Genomic DNA, 15,545 nt, shown 5'->3' on the forward strand with positions numbered 1-15,545 from the left:
AAAAAAACTGCTGACTGATCGTTAAACATCAGTCAGCAGTTTTTTCACTTTTTCATCCTCATTTATTTTCTCATCAAAATAAATTCAAAGGTCTAGTTTTAAGAAGCAGTTACCCCTACTACTTCTTCAATGACAACATCTTCATACTTCACTAATAAACGATTTTGCAATTCAATCACCGTTGGTCGGTCGATCGGATCACAGGAAACGACATTAATCAGTACTGTATTATTGTATAATTGCTCAACTACCCCAATGACCTCTTTTTCTAACCCGATTGCCTGACACTGATATGAATTTCCAATTTTAATATTTTCCACTTTAACTCCCCTCTCCTTAAGACGTTTTTATAATAACATAAAAAAACTTAATTGAAAACGTTTTTTACTATTTTTTTGTTGCTAAATAAACAAAACTATTTTTTCTGAATTTTCTAATCAAAACATTCGTTTATATATGTTTAGTTATATTTTAATTTAAAAGTCAGAAATATTTCCAAATCCCCATAATAAAGCGTTCTATCTTAGAGTGAACTTCTTAAAAGAAATGTTTTGCTTTTATTGTTTTATTTTTTTGTTCAAAAAAGTTTAACTCTTATTTTTAAGAATTGGTCTATCTTTAAAATATTATCTTTTGTAATTTTTTATTAATCATGATATATTCGAATAGTAAGTTTAATTTAATCAATGGAGGACTAAAAATGACATTTACTACTTTAGAATTACAGTATCGAATCGCTTTTGATAGTGAGTCGAATCGTTTTTTAGCGATCGAAGTAAATAACGAAGAAAATGTTGCGTATGGGATTACTATCGAACAAGCCATTGTCGCTTTAACCGAAAAATAAAGGAGCGTGCCTTGCGCAAAATGACTAAAATCGATCCAAACTGACGTCTACCTAATGAAAAAAATTAGGTAGATTTTTTATTTGCTCTTTAGGCAACAAAAAAGACCTGTCACAATGGACAGATCTCGTTTAGGATAAGTCAGTTTATTTGTTGACACCGTACCAACCAATTCCTTCGTCATTCCAGCCAGCTTTGACCAAGTTATCTTTTTCGCCAGCATTTGCGGTGTAATGATGTGGGAAAGCAGCTGCATTCTGGTTGTAGACCCGATAGATCGGAACAGAGTGGTTTTTATCTGAGTACCATGCGATCCCTTCGTCATTCCAACCAAGTGATTTTAAGTGGTCAGCTTCTGCTCGTTCTTTCGTATAGAAATGTTCCCCACCGTTTTTATTGTACAGTCGATAAACAGCATCACCAGTTTCCGGTGCAGCCCATGCCTCGCCTTCATAATTCCAGCCAAGCGATTTCAAGTGAGCGACTTCTGCTCCATTTTTCGTAAAGAAATGTTCCCCGCTGTTTTCATTATACATCCGGTAGATCTGATCAAATTTATCTGATGGAATCTCATAGTCACCAGCAAAATTAAAATCATAGATCGTAGCATTCCCAGCTGCATCTTGCGAAGCGCGGCCCATTAATTTTACAGAGTCGCCATCCAATTCTTTTGTTTTCTCGATTGTCACTTCAAAGCCGCTGTTGCCTGCATTTGCGACAGCGGGATACGCTGCTGCTACATCAGGACGGGCTTTATTTGCAGTAATCGGCACCCGGGCTACCTCATGCCCTGCTTGATTCATGAAAAACAAGTAACGCGTTTCATTACTGTTCGCCTTGCGATTTAAAAACCAGCCAGAAACAGTGATCTTATTTCCTTCGACTTTGAATTGATCGATGGAACCACCTTTTATTTCGATTTGTTCTCCTGTAACATCTTGCAACAAGTCGACCGCGATATTATCCAAATTCGCTCGGATCTTTGCTACTTCTTCTGGATTATTGATGAATCCTAGTTCCACCAGACGATACGGAATGTTACGATCTTGCAAAATATTCAAATTATACAAGTCAGTCCGATAACTCATGCCGTCAATTGGAAATTTTGGATTCCAAGCGCCTACATATTTTTTGATTGTTTGCGCGATCGCTAAATTTTGCGGCGTATTGTTACCAGGATGAGCGATCACATGACCGCCAGTTCCCGGTCCACCTTCTTTTGAATCGAGATGTATCTCAGTCACAGACGCATAGCTATCAGAAATCGTCCATGCACCACCACCAGCAACAGAATCTTGATACATATCGCGATTCGGATCATAAAAATCTACCGTTGAATTTTTTAGCAAAGGAGCATACCGGCGTAAACGTGGCAAGATTTCGTTCCGCGTAAATTCACGTTCATTGGTGCCGCTACCTTGCGCTCCTTTATCGCCGGCCCCGTGTCCCATCACGAATAAATATTTATTCGAGCCACGGCTACGCGATTGGATCGGCAATCGATTTTTATTTTTTTCTTGAAAATACGTCACTTTATCTTGCGGTGTCGTCTGACCTTCTTGCACTAATGAATCTTGACCTTCAGCCGCCAATGCTGTCGTCGAAAATGACGCAGCTAACAATAAACTACCTAACGCTAAAATTTTCTTTTTCATACATGCCCTCTTCCCGTAATTTTTTATCCGAAATAAACGATCAGCGTGAGTTGTCATTTATTTCGTCGACTACTTTTTGCCATGTGAAAATGACAAACTGTTGCGAGTATACTGCAAGTTCACAAAAAAATCAGCAAAACATCTTGGCTTCACCATAAGTTTTAGACTTTCATAAAAAATCGATTACAGAAAACTTTACAAGCTGCCACGCTGAAAGCCAGCTACACGCAAAAACCGCGAGCAAACCAAAAACTTTGGTTTGCTCGCGGTTTAGATCGTCTCATGGTCATTTAATTACTACTACCAATGAATGTTGACTGGGGTGCCGGTTGGAATTTTCTCATAAAACCATTTGGCATCTTCAACAGAAAGGATCACACAGCCTGCTGAGATCCCATCACCAACTACACCAAGTCGATCTGCTAGACCAGCATCGTAATCGCCACCTTTTGGAGCGAGTCCCACACTGTGGAATAAATACAAGGCATCATACCAACCGATGGCATAATTTGCTCCACCGTAAATGCTCCAAAAAGATTCTACGCGATAGCTATTGATTCGGTAAGAGCCGATCCGCGCATAATAATCTGGTCTGACATTTTGTGATAATAATGTATATAGGACTCGATCACCTGATTTAACATACGTTCGCTTTTGATTGAAAGAAACTTCAATGTTCAAGTTGGGAACATTTAAATCTGGATACGGCCCACCTGTCGTGTAGCGCCAAAATTCTTTGACTAGAGAAAGGTCTTTGCTGTCGATCCAACCGATGACATTATCAGGAAACGCAATCTCATAATACGTACCATAAGCCGTTTTGACTTCTTTTTTCAATGTTGCTACGTAGCCATCGTATTTACCCGTATTTCCAATCACAACTGCCTGCCCATTTTGAGCAGCATTTAACACATTCGCATTTTTTACGCGTCCGTGTTGATTTGTCAAATGCGTGATGCTTTGGATATCTTGTTGACCATACGTCGGTTGGCCTAATGCGTACCAGCCGATCCCTTCATCGTCCCAACCCTTTGCAGTCAGGGCTTGGATCTCGCCATTTTGCAAAGTATAGTGATGAGCACCAGCTTTAGCGTTTGGATTATACGCCCGATAGATTGGATGTTGTTTGACTTCTGAAGAATACCAGCCGATTCCTTCATCTTGCCAGCCTTTCTGCACTAAAACTTCTGTTTCACCGCGTGAAGTCGTATAATGATGATCACCATCATTAGGATTATACACTCGATAGACGGGGACATTACTTTTTTGTGGTGCCGTCCAACCAAGCCCTTCATAGTTCCAACCAGCTGACACTAATGAATCACGTTCAGCCTCGCGGGCGGTATAAAAATGTTCACCTGAATTTGGATTGTACAACCGAAACATCGTTTGACTTCCTTCATCAGCAGCTGAAGCTGACACGCTCAAACAAGCGAGTGCAGCGAATCCTCCTAGACAACTCAAAAAAATTTTTTTCACTTGCGATCCCCTTTCCACTTGTCAAATGATAAAAAAGCTAAAGCTTTACAACTAAGTGTATAAAAAAAGCGTGGAGATTTCAAGAAAAGCTTCAGCACTATTTGTTATTTAAAGTTATTAGTCATCTGTTTATTCTCTTTTTCCATTTTTAAACCAAGTTATTTGATGAAGCAGTTCTAACTTTGGCTAGCGCTTTTCAAATCGTAAACTGACACAGAAAATTTAATTTTTGTCCTGCTTGCTCAGCATCAAAAAAGCAGCTAGACTAACTTGTCTAACTGCTTTTAAAGTTTTGATTGTTCGCTCAGCTTTCGTGAATTATAACCGTTCGTTCAATTCTTTAGCTAAGTCTTCAAAGCCTGGTTTGCCAAGAAGTGCAAACATGTTTTTCTTATAGGCTTCAACACCCGGTTGGTCAAATGGATTAACACCCATCAAGTAACCAGAAACACCGACTGCGATTTCAAAGAAGTACATCAAGTAGCCTAATGTGTAAGCATCCATTTCAGGGATTTTTACGACAAAGTTTGGTACGCCACCATCGGTATGAGCAAGTAACGTTCCTTCGAATGCTTTCGTGTTGACAAAATCAACGTCTTTGCCTTGCAAATAGCCTAAGCCATCCAAATCAGATTCTTGTTCTGGGATCGTTACTGCTTTACGAGGTTTTTCAACTTTCACGATCGTTTCAAAAATATTGCGACGGCCATCTTGGATATACTGACCGAACGAATGTAAGTCAGTTGAGAAGTTCGCACTTGATGGATAGATCCCTTTCAAGTCTTTCCCTTCTGATTCGCCGTATAATTGTTTCCACCATTCGTTGAAGTATTGCATACCTGGTTCGTAGTTGACTAAGATCTCAGTCACTTTCCCTTTTCGGTATAAAATATTGCGCAACGCAGCGTATTGATACGCTTCGTTTTCTTCTAGTTTTTCGCTCGCATACGCTTCACGAGAATCAGCTGCACCTTGCATCAAGGCATCGATGTCTGCGCCACTGACTGCGATCGGAAGTAAACCAACTGCCGTTAGCACTGAGAAACGTCCGCCAACATCATCTGGGATCACAAAAGTTTCCCAACCAGCTGCATCTGCTTCAGTTTTTACTGCACCGCGCGCTCTATCGGTCGTCGCATAGATCCGTTTGTTCGCTTCTTGTTCACCGTATTTTTTCACTAATAATTCTTTAAAGACGCGAAACGCAATCGCAGGTTCAGTCGTCGTCCCAGATTTTGAAATCACGTTGATTGAGAAATCGCGGTCGCCAATCACTTCGATCAAATCAGCGATATAAGTCGAACTGATAGAATTACCCGCAAAGAAGACTTGTGGCGCTTTCCGATCTTTTTTATCTAACGCGTTGAAAAATGATTGATGTAAAAATTCAATCGCTGCCCGAGCGCCTAAATAAGAACCACCGATCCCAATCACGACTAAAACTTCTGAGTCAGATTGGATCTTTTCAGCTGCTTTTTTGATGCGAGCAAACTCGTCTTTGTCATAGTTGACAGGCAGATCGATCCAGCCTAAAAAGTCGTTCCCCGCTCCAGTGCCTTCATGTAATTCTTTGTGCGCGTTAGCGACTTGGGTTTTCATGTAGTCCATTTCATGTTCATTGACAAATGGAGCTGCTTTCGAATAATCGAAATGAATATGTGCCATATTAGTTCCTCCTTGAAAGTCATCATACAAGTTATACTTTACGTTTCTTTTGCCTTTTTTTCAAGCCAGAACCTTTTATTTCAGAAAAATAAGCAAAACATTCTTTCCCCAGCTCAGAAGCCCACAATCAACTTTAAACGACCAAAAATTTTAGCTTTTCGATTCGAATAAAAAATCCCCGCTCCACGATAGTGAACGGAGATTTTTTATTTAAACTAAACCTTGCATCAGCATCGCTTTAGCAACTTTTTTAAAGCCGGCGATATTGGCACCGAGCATAAAATTATTTTTTTCGGCGTATTGTTCAGCCGTGTCGCGACATGTTTCGTAAATATTTTTCATGATCCCATCCAATTTTTCATCCACTTCAGCTTTGCTCCAAGCTAAACGTTGAGAATTTTGACTCATCTCTAATGCAGAGACTGCCACGCCACCAGCATTGGCGGCTTTAGCGGGACCATAAAGCATTTCGTTTTGATGATAAACTTGAACTGCCGCTAACGTACTTGGCATATTGGCACCTTCTGCTACGATTTTTACACCATTTTCCGCTAGTTGTTTGGCTTCTTGTTCATCGATTTCATTTTGAGTCGCACATGGCAACGCGATGTCCGCTTGAGCTTTTAATTTCCAAACTGACCCTTCATGGTATTCTGCCCCTTCGCGTTCTTTAGCATATTCCGTTAAGCGTGCGCGGCGAACTTCTTTAATCTCTTTTAGCAGCTCGAGATCGATGCCATCTTTTTCATAAATATAACCGTTCGAATCAGAACAAGTCACGACTTTGCCGCCGAGTTCTTGGACTTTTTCGATCGCATAAATCGCTACATTCCCACTACCGGAAACAAAAACTTCTTTTCCTTTGAAAGAGTCAGTCAAGTCTTGTAATAAATATTTGACAAAATAAACTAAGCCGTAGCCCGTCGCTTCAGTCCGACCTAAGCTACCATTAAAATCAAGTGGTTTTCCAGTCAGTACACCAGCATCGTATTCACGTAAACGTTTATACGTTCCGAACAAATAACTGATCTCCCGAGCGCCCACGCCAATATCTCCTGCTGGGACATCTAAATTAGGACCAATGTGCTTAGAAAGTTCCGTCATGAAACTTTGGCAAAAGCGCATGATCTCACTATCACTTTTTTCTTTTGGATCAAAATCAGAACCGCCTTTGCCGCCTCCGATGGGCAAATCGGTCAAACTATTTTTGAAGATCTGTTCAAATGCTAGAAATTTTAAGATACTCAAATTGACGCTTGGATGAAAGCGCAAGCCGCCCTTATAAGGCCCTAAAGCTGAATTGAATTGGATGCGGTAGCCGCGATTGACCTGCCAGTTGCCAGCATCATCTTGCCATGGAACCCGAAATTGGAAAAAGCGTTCTGGTTCAGTCAACAAACTCAAAATATTTTTTTCGATGTATTCCGGATGTTCTTCTAAAAATGGAACGATCGTCGGTAAAAATTCATCCACCGCTTGGATAAACTCTGGTTGGTTCGGATCTTTTTGTTCAACTTGTTGTTTGATCTGTGCCACATACTCTTTTGCGTTCATGAAATTCCTCCTCATCATACTTAGTGTCATTTTACATCAAATTCTCATAAATTTGTAAAAAAACACTCAAAAAATATGCTACACTGCTGATGAGGTGGAATTATGCAAACAAAATTTGAAGTGATCGTCATCGGTGGCGGCCCGGCTGGTATGATGTCAGCCATCAATGCAGCAACCAATGGCGCACGAGTCGCACTGATCGATAAAAATCGTAAATTAGGCAAAAAATTACTACTGACCGGTGGTGGTCGGTGTAACGTCACGAACAATCGCCCCGTCGAAGATTTGATCCGTCATATCCCAGGAAATGGCCGTTTTTTATATAGTACGTTTTCACAATTTGATAACCAAGCTATCATAGAATTTTTTAATAGCCGCAACATTTCGTTAAAAGAAGAAGATCACGGCCGCATGTTTCCCGTGACCGACCGCTCCAAAACGATCGTTGACGCGCTAGAAAAAGAATTAGTCGCGCTAAACGTAACCTTGTTCAAAAAAACGACGGTTGAAAAATTACTAGCCGATACCACAAAAGTATTGGGTGTCCGAACTGCAACTGGCGACTTGTTTGCTAAAAGCGTGGTCATTACGACTGGCGGAAAAACGTATCCAGCGACTGGTTCGACGGGTGATGGCTTTACCTTTGCTAAAAGTTGCGGCCACCACGTCACGCCGCTTTATCCAACTGAATCACCGATCAATTTGACCGATGACGTGATCAAACAAAAAACACTACAAGGCCTCGCGTTACAAGATGTCACCCTCAGCGTGCTGAATGAGAAAGGCAAAGCTGTGACCGAACACACGCTGGATCTTCTCTTTACGCATTTTGGTCTTTCAGGTCCGGCGGCATTACGCTGTTCTAGTTTTGTCAATCAGCAACTAAAACAACAAACTAGTGTCTCATTACGTTTGGACTGCTTCCCTGAAAAAACCAAAACGGAACTCACTGCTGAAATCACGGAACGGGTGCAGCAGAAAAAACAATTAAAAAATGCGCTCCCCAATTTTTTACCTGAGCGGCTGCTCCATTATTTTTTAACGAGCGTGGGAATCGCGGAAAAAACATGGCCGCAAGTAAGTCAAAAAGAATTACAAACTTTCGTTGCGCTATGTAAAGACTGGCATTTGCACGCCAAAAGTACCTTTGGCTTAGAAAAGTCATTTGTGACTGGCGGCGGAGTGGAATTAAAAGAAGTTGATCCGAAAACCTTAGCGAGTAAGAAAAAGCAGGGCTTATTTTTCGCTGGAGAAGTGTTAAATATCAACGGCTACACCGGTGGTTATAATATCACCACGGCATTGTGTACTGGGTATGTTGCAGGCATGAACGCCGCCTACCATGCTTTTGATTGAGAAGCTGACTAAAAAATCCTGTGCTGTTTTTGCCAGCACAGGATTTTTTCAATGTAAAACTTAAAGCGTCAACTCTGCGATCGTCCCACGAGTCAGCCGGCAGAGATCAGCCGGTGCTAGCTCTATTTGCAAGCCGCGTTTGCCAGCAGAGACTGCGATCGTTTCAAAGTGTTCAGCAGAAGTATCTAGAAAGGTCGGGAAACTTTTTTTCATCCCGATCGGTGAACAACCACCGCGGAGATACCCCGTCAAATTTTCTAAGTCTTTGACGTGAAGCATCTCCACTTTTTTATTGCCGCTGAGCTTGGCGATTTTTTTCAGATCTAATTCATGATCACTCGGAATGACCGCGACTAAAGGACCAGTCTGATTGCCGACTGCAACCAATGTTTTAAAAATTCGAGCCGGCTCGATCCCTACTTGTTCCGCAACGTGTCGCGCACCAAGATCAGCTTCGCTCCATGTGTATTCGTGTTCGTGATACGAAATTTTTTGTTGCTCTACCAATCGGATCGCATTTGTTTTGACGATTTTTTTCTTTGCCACAGGACTCACCTCGCTTTGAGTGTAGCAAAAAAATTTTCTGAAAACAAATACCTTATCGTTTGGTCATTTTTCAAAATTGCTTTACACTGGAATAGTAAATAAGCAAAGCGATTCACTTTCGGTTCGCTAGATTTCGTGAAAAACTTTTTACTGATCAAGAAGGAGGAGCACGAACATGAAAAAAAGAATGTCTCGCGGTAAATTTGAAAAGATGCAACAATTGTCAAACGATCAAGGTGTCATCGCCGCCTTAGCGATCGACCAACGTGGCTCGATGAAACGGATGATGGAAGCTGCAGTCGGGAAAGAACGTTTTGAGATGGATCAGATCTATGAGTTCAAAGAGTTAGTTTCCCAAGAATTGACGAAACGCGAAAGTGCGATTTTACTGGATGAACAGTATGGCTTTAAAGGGATCAAAGCCAAAGATAAAAACTGCGGCTTGATCATGTCTTACGAAAAAACTGGTTACGATGCGAACACACCGGGTCGTTTGCCTGAATTGTTACCTAATGAATCTCTAGATCGCTTATTAGCTAAAGGTGCCGATGCGGCCAAAGTCTTAGTCTATTACAACCCAGATGAAGACCAAGAGCTTTTAGACATCAAGCATGCCTTTTTAGAACGTTTGGGAACAGAAGCATTGGCTGCTGATATCCCTGTCTTTGTAGAGCCGATCGTTTATGATGATAAAATCACCGATGATCATTCACCTGAATTTGCCAAGATCAAACCGAAAAAAGTCATCGAAACGATCAAAGAATTGACCAAAGATAAATACCATATCGATGTCTTAAAAGTAGAAGTTCCCGTCTTATTCAAATACGTGGACGGCTTTACTGAAGGCGATGATCCAGCTGTTTACACTCAAAAAGAAGCAGCGGAATACTTTAAAGCGGCTAGTGATGCGGCGACGCGCCCATTCATTTATTTAAGTGCTGGTGTGCCAGCCAATATTTTCCGAGAAGAATTGACTTTTGCCGGTGAACACGGTGCGCATTATTGCGGGATCTTAGGTGGACGCGCAACGTGGCGTGACGGCGTACAAGTCTATGCGGATGGTGGCAAAGAAGCGCTTTTGAAATGGTTGGACACCCAAGGCCGTCAAAACGTGGAAGAATTAAATGAGATCTTAGCCAAATATGCAAAACCTTGGTATGAAATTTACGGCGGCTTAGACAATATCGAAGTCTTTGATGTCGACGTGATGAAAGATTGATTATTTTAATTGGCAAAAAAGCATTGAGCCTTGTTGCAGGCCTCAATGCTTTTTTGTTTAGAGTGCCTTGATCAATTGACGAAGTGTCTTGGCTTCTAACTGCCCTTCTTCTGCTGCTAAGTTTGGTAAACAACCGTAAGCGATAGCTGAACCGGTCAGTGAACCGGCGACTTGAGTAAAATGACCCAATTTTCCGGTAGCTAAAGCCACGACTGGCAGATTGACAAAACTTTGCGCTTTGACGGTCGTCTCTAATAATCGTAGCACATCAAGTTCATCTTTTGGTTTGACGACGATTTTTCCGATATCTGCGCCCCAATGTTCCATCATGTTCAACCGGAACAATAAGATCGCGTCTTTAGGCGTAGTATCGAGTGTGTAGTCGCTGACGATGACCTTAGTATTTAACGCTTGCATCCAACGAACAAATGTCGGACTCAGCTGATCTAATAATGAAAGCTCGACATCCATCAGATCGACTTGTTTTGACGTGACGACAAATTCATAGATCCGACGGTACTCACGCGCGGATAGTTCCAACTGGCCCCCGGCGGCTTTGGTTTTTAAATTAAAAATCAACGGCAACTGCCGCACTTCATCTCGCAGCGCCATCAACGTCATCAAGAGTTGTTCTTCGTCTGCTACCGCTTCATAAAAATCCGCTCGCCATTCGATCGCATCGCCTACTTTTTTAGCTTGGCTGGCTTGGGCCATCAACTCGTCGAAGGTCCGACCAATGAGCGGCACACAGATTTTTGGTTTGCCCGTCCCGAAACGAACAGCGCGTACTTTTAAATCCAACATCTTCATCCGTCCTTTGTATTATTTGTTGATTTCATAAACTAAAACTTTTAAATAATTACTTTCTGCTAACTGCTTCACTGCCGGAAAATCAGGCGGTAAGCGGAAAGTCGTTTTCAACTGATAAGTGACCTTTTGTTTTTGCAGTGCTTGCTCGATCGTTTGCTGGAATTTCTTTTTCGGAAAATTTGCAGCATTAGTCGAGGCGATGATCACTCCTTGGTCAGCTAAAATTTCCACACTGTCTTCGATCAAACGCCCATAATCTTTTAACACTGAAAACGTCTTTTTCTTATTCCGAGCAAAACTTGGCGGGTCTAAGATGATCAAGTCATAGGTCAAATTTTTTCGCGCGGCGTAACGAAAATACTCAAACGTATCCATCACGATGATTTTTTGTTGTGCAACAGCTAAGCCATTGACCGTAAACTGTTCTTGGGTCTTAGGTAAGCTCCGCTGTGCCAAATCCACACTGGTCGTTTCCAATGCGCCCCCCACTGCTGCGGCGACTGAAAAAGCACCGGTGTAAGAAAACATATTCAAGACTCGTTTGCCGGCGGAAGTTTCTAAAAGGCGTCCGCGCACTTCTTTTTGATCTAAAAAGATCCCAGTCATATACCCCTCATTTAAATAAACAGCGTAGTTCACGCCATTTTCTTTGACGATCAATGGTTCAACTGGTTTGGTTCCGGCTACCCACTGACTTTCTTGTTTTGCTTGTTTGAAACGATTTTTTTCCACGACCCCGGCTACTTCCGGGTAAACGTGGCGCAAGCTCGCGATCAATTCTTCTTTTAACTGATAAATCGTTTGATTGTACCATGAAATGACTAAGTAATCCGCGTAAAAATCGATCGTCACGCCACCTAGTCCATCACCTTCGCCATTAAAAACACGAAACGCGGTCGTTAACGGATCATTGAAATAATGGGCGCGCCGCATTTTTGCTTCATTAAAGAGCCGGATCAAAAACACTTGATCGATCGATGTCTGGTCAAAACTTACGACCCAGCCCAGTCCTTTATTTTGCTCGCCCAAATAGCCGCGTGCCACAAACTTTCCTCGCGAGTCAGTCAATTCGACCCAAGTCGTTGGCAAAGTCGCCGGGGTGTTTTTTAAATCTTCTTTTTGGATTAATGGATTTCCAGCGTTGATTTTTTTTACGGCGCTGTCTGTCAATTGTATCTGCAACTTCATCCCTGCTTTCTAATCTTATTGATTATAACAAAATTTTAGCTGATTTCCTTGTTATAAAGTTTTTTTTAAACTGATTTCGTAAAGCGAACTTTCAATTGACGCTCTTTTAGCAAACGAGTACACTTAAACAGAATAACCATTAAAACTTTTCTTCGACCAGAAAGGAAGGAAGCTATTGAAAAACATAAAAGCCCCCACATTTTTAAATAAACGTCTCGGCTTTTACGCGTTATTAACCTTATTATTGTGGGCTAAGAGTATTTTCGCGTATCTTTTTGAATTTAATCTAGGCATTGAAAGCCTCAGACAGTATTTCATCTTGTTCATCAACCCGATCGCAACAACGATGTTCTTACTGTCGATCGCACTTTACATCAGACGACCAAAAGCCGCTTACCGCACGATGTTGTTCATCTATGCGTTAGCGAGTATTTTATTGTTCTCAAACGTCGTCTACTATCGCGAATTTACTGATTTCATCACCATCAACACCTTACTAGGTGCTGGCAAAGTCGCCAGTGGACTAGGTGAAAGTGCGTTACGTTTGTTCCGCCCCTATGATTTATTATTCGTCGCTGACTTAGTGATCTTCCCGCTGCTCTTTTGGCGTAAAAAGATCACCCGTGAAGAAAAGCCGGTACGGGCACGGATGGCCTTTGCTATGACCGCTTTATCGGTTATGATTTTTTCCGGTAACTTGTTCATGGCCGAAGCCGATCGACCTGAATTATTGACGCGGACTTTTTCCCGCGATTATTTAGTCAAGTATTTAGGGATCAACGCTTTTACTGTCTATGATGGGATTCAAACATACAATACGAATCAAGTCCGGGCAGAAGCTAGCCCAAATGATTTGAAAGATGTCGAAGATTACGTGAAAGGTCATTATGCCAAGCCAAATCCTGACACGTACGGCTTAGCTAAAGGCCGTAACGTCATCTATATCCATTTGGAAAGTACCCAACAGTTTTTGATCGATTACAAATTAAAAGACGAAAATGGCGTCGAACATGAAGTGATGCCGTTTGTCAATAGTATTTACCACAACAATGATACCTTTAGTTTTGATAACTTCTTCCACCAAGTCAAAGCCGGTAAAACTTCCGATGCTGAGACCTTGATGGAAAATTCATTGTTCGGTTTGAATCAAGGATCACTGTTCACCCAACTCGGCGGCAAAAATACGTTCCAAGCTGCACCGAATATTTTGAAACAAGAAGCTGGTTATACGAGTGCGGCTTTCCACGGAAACTCAGGAAACTTCTGGAACCGGACGGAAACTTACAAACGTTTAGGCTACGATCATTTCTTTGACTCTTCGTATTATGATGTCAACGAAAATAATTCATTCCAATACGGATTGCATGATAAACCGTTCTTCCAACAATCAGTCAAATACTTAGAACATTTGCAACAACCGTTCTATTCAAAATTCATCGCCGTTTCCAATCACTATCCTTATAGTGAATTCAAAAATGACGAAGCTGGTTTCCCAATGGCAAATACCGATGACGAGACGATCAACGGTTACTTTGCTACTGCGAACTATTTAGATAAAGCCGTAGAGGAATTTTTCAACTATTTGAAAGCAAGCGGTCTTTATGACAATTCAGTGATCGTGATGTATGGTGACCACTATGGGATCTCAAATTCTCGGAATTCTGATCTAGCGGAACTCGTCGGTAAAGACAAGAGCACGTGGTCAAACTTTGACAATGCCCAAATGCAACGAGTTCCTTACATGATCCATGTTCCCGGTACGGACAAAGGCGGCGTCAATCACACATATGGTGGTGAAGTCGATGCCTTGCCAACCTTACTGCACTTACTGGGAGTCGACAACAGCAAGAACATCCAGTTAGGTCAGGATTTGTTGTCACCTGATAATCAGCAAGTCGTTGCTTTCCGAGATGGCGATTACGTGACACCAAATTACACCTATTACGGTGGCAAACTTTACGAAAATGCTACGGGACAACCGGTAACTGAACCAGATGAAAATCTGAAAAATCAAGTCAAAGCTTGGAAAAAAGCAGCAGATACACAACTAGAAACTTCTGATCACATCAACAATGGCGACTTACTGCGTTTTTATAGTGGTAGCGGTTTGAAAACGATCGACCCAACCGATTATGATTATAAAAATGGATTGCAAAAGCTCGAGCAAACCGAGAAAAAACTCGGTAGTAAATCCACTAGTATCTACAGTCAGCATCAAAACAAATCAACCCAAGATCTTTACAAGACCGAGACTTACAAGCAATACCAAGAACAAGGACAAGAAGTTCCAGTTCAATCACAGCCTGAAGCTGAAGACGAAACTGTTCAATAAAAGCAAAGCGAATCCGCAAGTCGCAAACGACTAAGCGGGTTCGCTTTTTTGTTTTTCAACAGACACTTAGCTGGGCTTAAACTTTTAAAACTCATACTCTTTCTTTGCCAGCTTCTTCTCGAGATGTTCATACTTCTTTCAAACTCACTGCTTATACTGAAAGTGAAAGTGAGGTGTCTTATGAACAGCTTACAACAAATCAAAAGCCACAAAGTTCGGTTTTTCTTTCAGTCTTTTGGTGTAGCTTTATTTTTAATTGGTTTAACTAGTCTTCATTTACTGACCCAAATCTTACAGCAACTAGACCAGCGAAACTCATGGGCAGCCGGTAAGATCCAACTTTTTTCCGCTAGTGAGGTAGCTGAATTGCACCATTATTTCACTCACTGCTTTTGGGGGTTGGCTCTAGCGGCATTGCTCTTTTTAACCTTGATAGTTTGGTGGTCCACTAAAAAGACAACGCATCAAGCCACTTTATCCCCTGCGTCCTCAATCAAATTTTTTATCAACGGATTGGCTTATAACACGTTAGTCATCGCCAGTGCCAGTTGTGGCTTACTGAGTTTATTTATTTTGGCTCAACCGTTTTATGAAACACTTTTGCAAATTTTTTATCAACACAGTCTGGATCATTTCACTGATTTACCAAATTTCGTTTTGAGTAATGGCACGAGCGGGTTTGCGTATTCATTGCGCTTGCCGTTTTCATTTGATATCTCATCTGATCGATTGTTCCATTTCTTTTTACTTTCACTTGCGACTGCTAGTCTTCAATTTTTCGGTCTGTCACTGCCAGTCCTTTTTGGTGATGTCTGGTATTATCGTCAAAAAAATTTAACTAACCGCGTTAAAAATCCAGCTTCAGCTATCAAACACGAACATTAAATAGATTTCAT

The 15,545-nt window shown here is 41.5% G+C and carries 13 protein-coding genes; 5 read left to right on the plus strand and 8 right to left on the minus strand.

Annotated features, from left to right (window positions below):
• Positions 1 to 98 precede the first annotated feature (98 nt).
• The gene (locus GVJ38_RS07105; protein ID WP_159722484.1) at positions 99 to 320 is read right to left on the minus strand and encodes a hypothetical protein; all 222 of its coding nucleotides are present in this window, start codon (positions 318 to 320) and stop codon (positions 99 to 101) included.
• Between the two features lie 380 nt (positions 321 to 700).
• Between GVJ38_RS07105 and GVJ38_RS14155 the strand changes: the two genes are divergently transcribed.
• Positions 701 to 847 (plus strand): hypothetical protein, encoded by a 147-nt coding sequence (locus tag GVJ38_RS14155; protein WP_200849468.1) that lies wholly within the window; start codon positions 701 to 703, stop codon positions 845 to 847.
• A gap of 144 nt (positions 848 to 991) precedes the next feature.
• On the opposite strand, the gene GVJ38_RS07110 is transcribed toward GVJ38_RS14155, so the two are convergent.
• The 4 genes from GVJ38_RS07110 to gdhA all read right to left on the minus strand — a co-directional run bounded on the left by GVJ38_RS07110 (position 992) and on the right by gdhA (position 7,198).
• Positions 992 to 2,500 (minus strand): N-acetylmuramoyl-L-alanine amidase, encoded by a 1,509-nt coding sequence (locus tag GVJ38_RS07110; protein WP_159722485.1) that lies wholly within the window; start codon positions 2,498 to 2,500, stop codon positions 992 to 994.
• Between the two features lie 300 nt (positions 2,501 to 2,800).
• A complete protein-coding gene (locus GVJ38_RS07115) occupies positions 2,801 to 3,979 on the minus strand; it encodes a GW dipeptide domain-containing protein (protein WP_159722486.1) in 1,179 nt (392 codons plus the stop codon).
• 318 nt (positions 3,980 to 4,297) lie between these two features.
• Positions 4,298 to 5,644 carry a glucose-6-phosphate isomerase gene (locus GVJ38_RS07120; protein ID WP_159722487.1) on the minus strand — a complete coding sequence of 449 codons (1,347 nt, stop codon included), beginning with the start codon at positions 5,642 to 5,644 and terminating at the stop codon, positions 4,298 to 4,300.
• 210 nt (positions 5,645 to 5,854) lie between these two features.
• Positions 5,855 to 7,198 carry an NADP-specific glutamate dehydrogenase gene (gdhA, locus tag GVJ38_RS07125; protein WP_159722488.1) on the minus strand — a complete coding sequence of 448 codons (1,344 nt, stop codon included), beginning with the start codon at positions 7,196 to 7,198 and terminating at the stop codon, positions 5,855 to 5,857.
• Between the two features lie 102 nt (positions 7,199 to 7,300).
• On the opposite strand from gdhA, the gene GVJ38_RS07130 reads away from it, so the two are divergent.
• Complete coding sequence (locus GVJ38_RS07130) at positions 7,301 to 8,554, plus strand: NAD(P)/FAD-dependent oxidoreductase (RefSeq protein ID WP_159722489.1); 1,254 nt, start codon at positions 7,301 to 7,303, stop codon at positions 8,552 to 8,554.
• Positions 8,555 to 8,614: 60 nt separating this feature from the next.
• On the opposite strand, the gene ybaK is transcribed toward GVJ38_RS07130, so the two are convergent.
• Positions 8,615 to 9,100, minus strand: a complete 486-nt coding sequence (gene ybaK, locus GVJ38_RS07135; RefSeq protein WP_159722490.1) for a Cys-tRNA(Pro) deacylase — start codon at positions 9,098 to 9,100, stop codon at positions 8,615 to 8,617.
• Positions 9,101 to 9,275: 175 nt separating this feature from the next.
• Here ybaK and GVJ38_RS07140 point away from each other — a divergent pair, with 175 nt between their 5' ends.
• Positions 9,276 to 10,319: a tagatose 1,6-diphosphate aldolase gene (locus GVJ38_RS07140; RefSeq protein ID WP_159722491.1), complete on the plus strand. Its 1,044-nt coding sequence runs from the start codon at positions 9,276 to 9,278 to the stop codon at positions 10,317 to 10,319.
• A 57-nt stretch (positions 10,320 to 10,376) separates the two neighbouring features.
• Here the strand turns inward: GVJ38_RS07140 and aroD are convergent, their stop codons facing one another.
• Together aroD and GVJ38_RS07150 are read right to left on the minus strand one after the other, a co-directional pair.
• On the minus strand, positions 10,377 to 11,123 hold the full coding sequence (gene aroD, locus GVJ38_RS07145; protein ID WP_159722492.1) for a type I 3-dehydroquinate dehydratase: 747 nt from the start codon (positions 11,121 to 11,123) through the stop codon (positions 10,377 to 10,379).
• An 18-nt stretch (positions 11,124 to 11,141) separates the two neighbouring features.
• A complete protein-coding gene (locus GVJ38_RS07150; protein WP_159722493.1) occupies positions 11,142 to 12,311 on the minus strand; it encodes a class I SAM-dependent rRNA methyltransferase in 1,170 nt (389 codons plus the stop codon).
• Positions 12,312 to 12,492: 181 nt separating this feature from the next.
• Here GVJ38_RS07150 and GVJ38_RS07155 point away from each other — a divergent pair, with 181 nt between their 5' ends.
• Positions 12,493 to 14,649: an LTA synthase family protein gene (locus GVJ38_RS07155; protein WP_159722494.1), complete on the plus strand. Its 2,157-nt coding sequence runs from the start codon at positions 12,493 to 12,495 to the stop codon at positions 14,647 to 14,649.
• Between the two features lie 180 nt (positions 14,650 to 14,829).
• On the plus strand, positions 14,830 to 15,534 hold the full coding sequence (locus GVJ38_RS07160; RefSeq protein ID WP_159722495.1) for a hypothetical protein: 705 nt from the start codon (positions 14,830 to 14,832) through the stop codon (positions 15,532 to 15,534).
• Positions 15,535 to 15,545 lie beyond the last annotated feature (11 nt).

Source organism: Enterococcus sp. CSURQ0835 (assembly GCF_902706605.1).
In the GTDB taxonomy this organism is placed as follows: Bacteria; Bacillota; Bacilli; order Lactobacillales; family Enterococcaceae; genus Enterococcus_A.

Bases quoted from the DNA above. Each gene is read 5' to 3' on its own strand.
- gdhA (WP_159722488.1), bottom strand. From the start codon at position 7,198: ATGAACGCAAAAGAGTATGTGGCACAGATCAAACAACAAGTTGAACAA.
- GVJ38_RS07130 (WP_159722489.1), top strand. From the start codon at position 7,301: ATGCAAACAAAATTTGAAGTGATCGTCATCGGTGGCGGCCCGGCTGGT.
- GVJ38_RS14155 (WP_200849468.1), top strand. From the start codon at position 701: ATGACATTTACTACTTTAGAATTACAGTATCGAATCGCTTTTGATAGT.
- GVJ38_RS07110 (WP_159722485.1), bottom strand. From the start codon at position 2,500: ATGAAAAAGAAAATTTTAGCGTTAGGTAGTTTATTGTTAGCTGCGTCA.
- GVJ38_RS07140 (WP_159722491.1), top strand. From the start codon at position 9,276: ATGAAAAAAAGAATGTCTCGCGGTAAATTTGAAAAGATGCAACAATTG.
- GVJ38_RS07160 (WP_159722495.1), top strand. From the start codon at position 14,830: ATGAACAGCTTACAACAAATCAAAAGCCACAAAGTTCGGTTTTTCTTT.
- GVJ38_RS07120 (WP_159722487.1), bottom strand. From the start codon at position 5,644: ATGGCACATATTCATTTCGATTATTCGAAAGCAGCTCCATTTGTCAAT.
- aroD (WP_159722492.1), bottom strand. From the start codon at position 11,123: ATGTTGGATTTAAAAGTACGCGCTGTTCGTTTCGGGACGGGCAAACCA.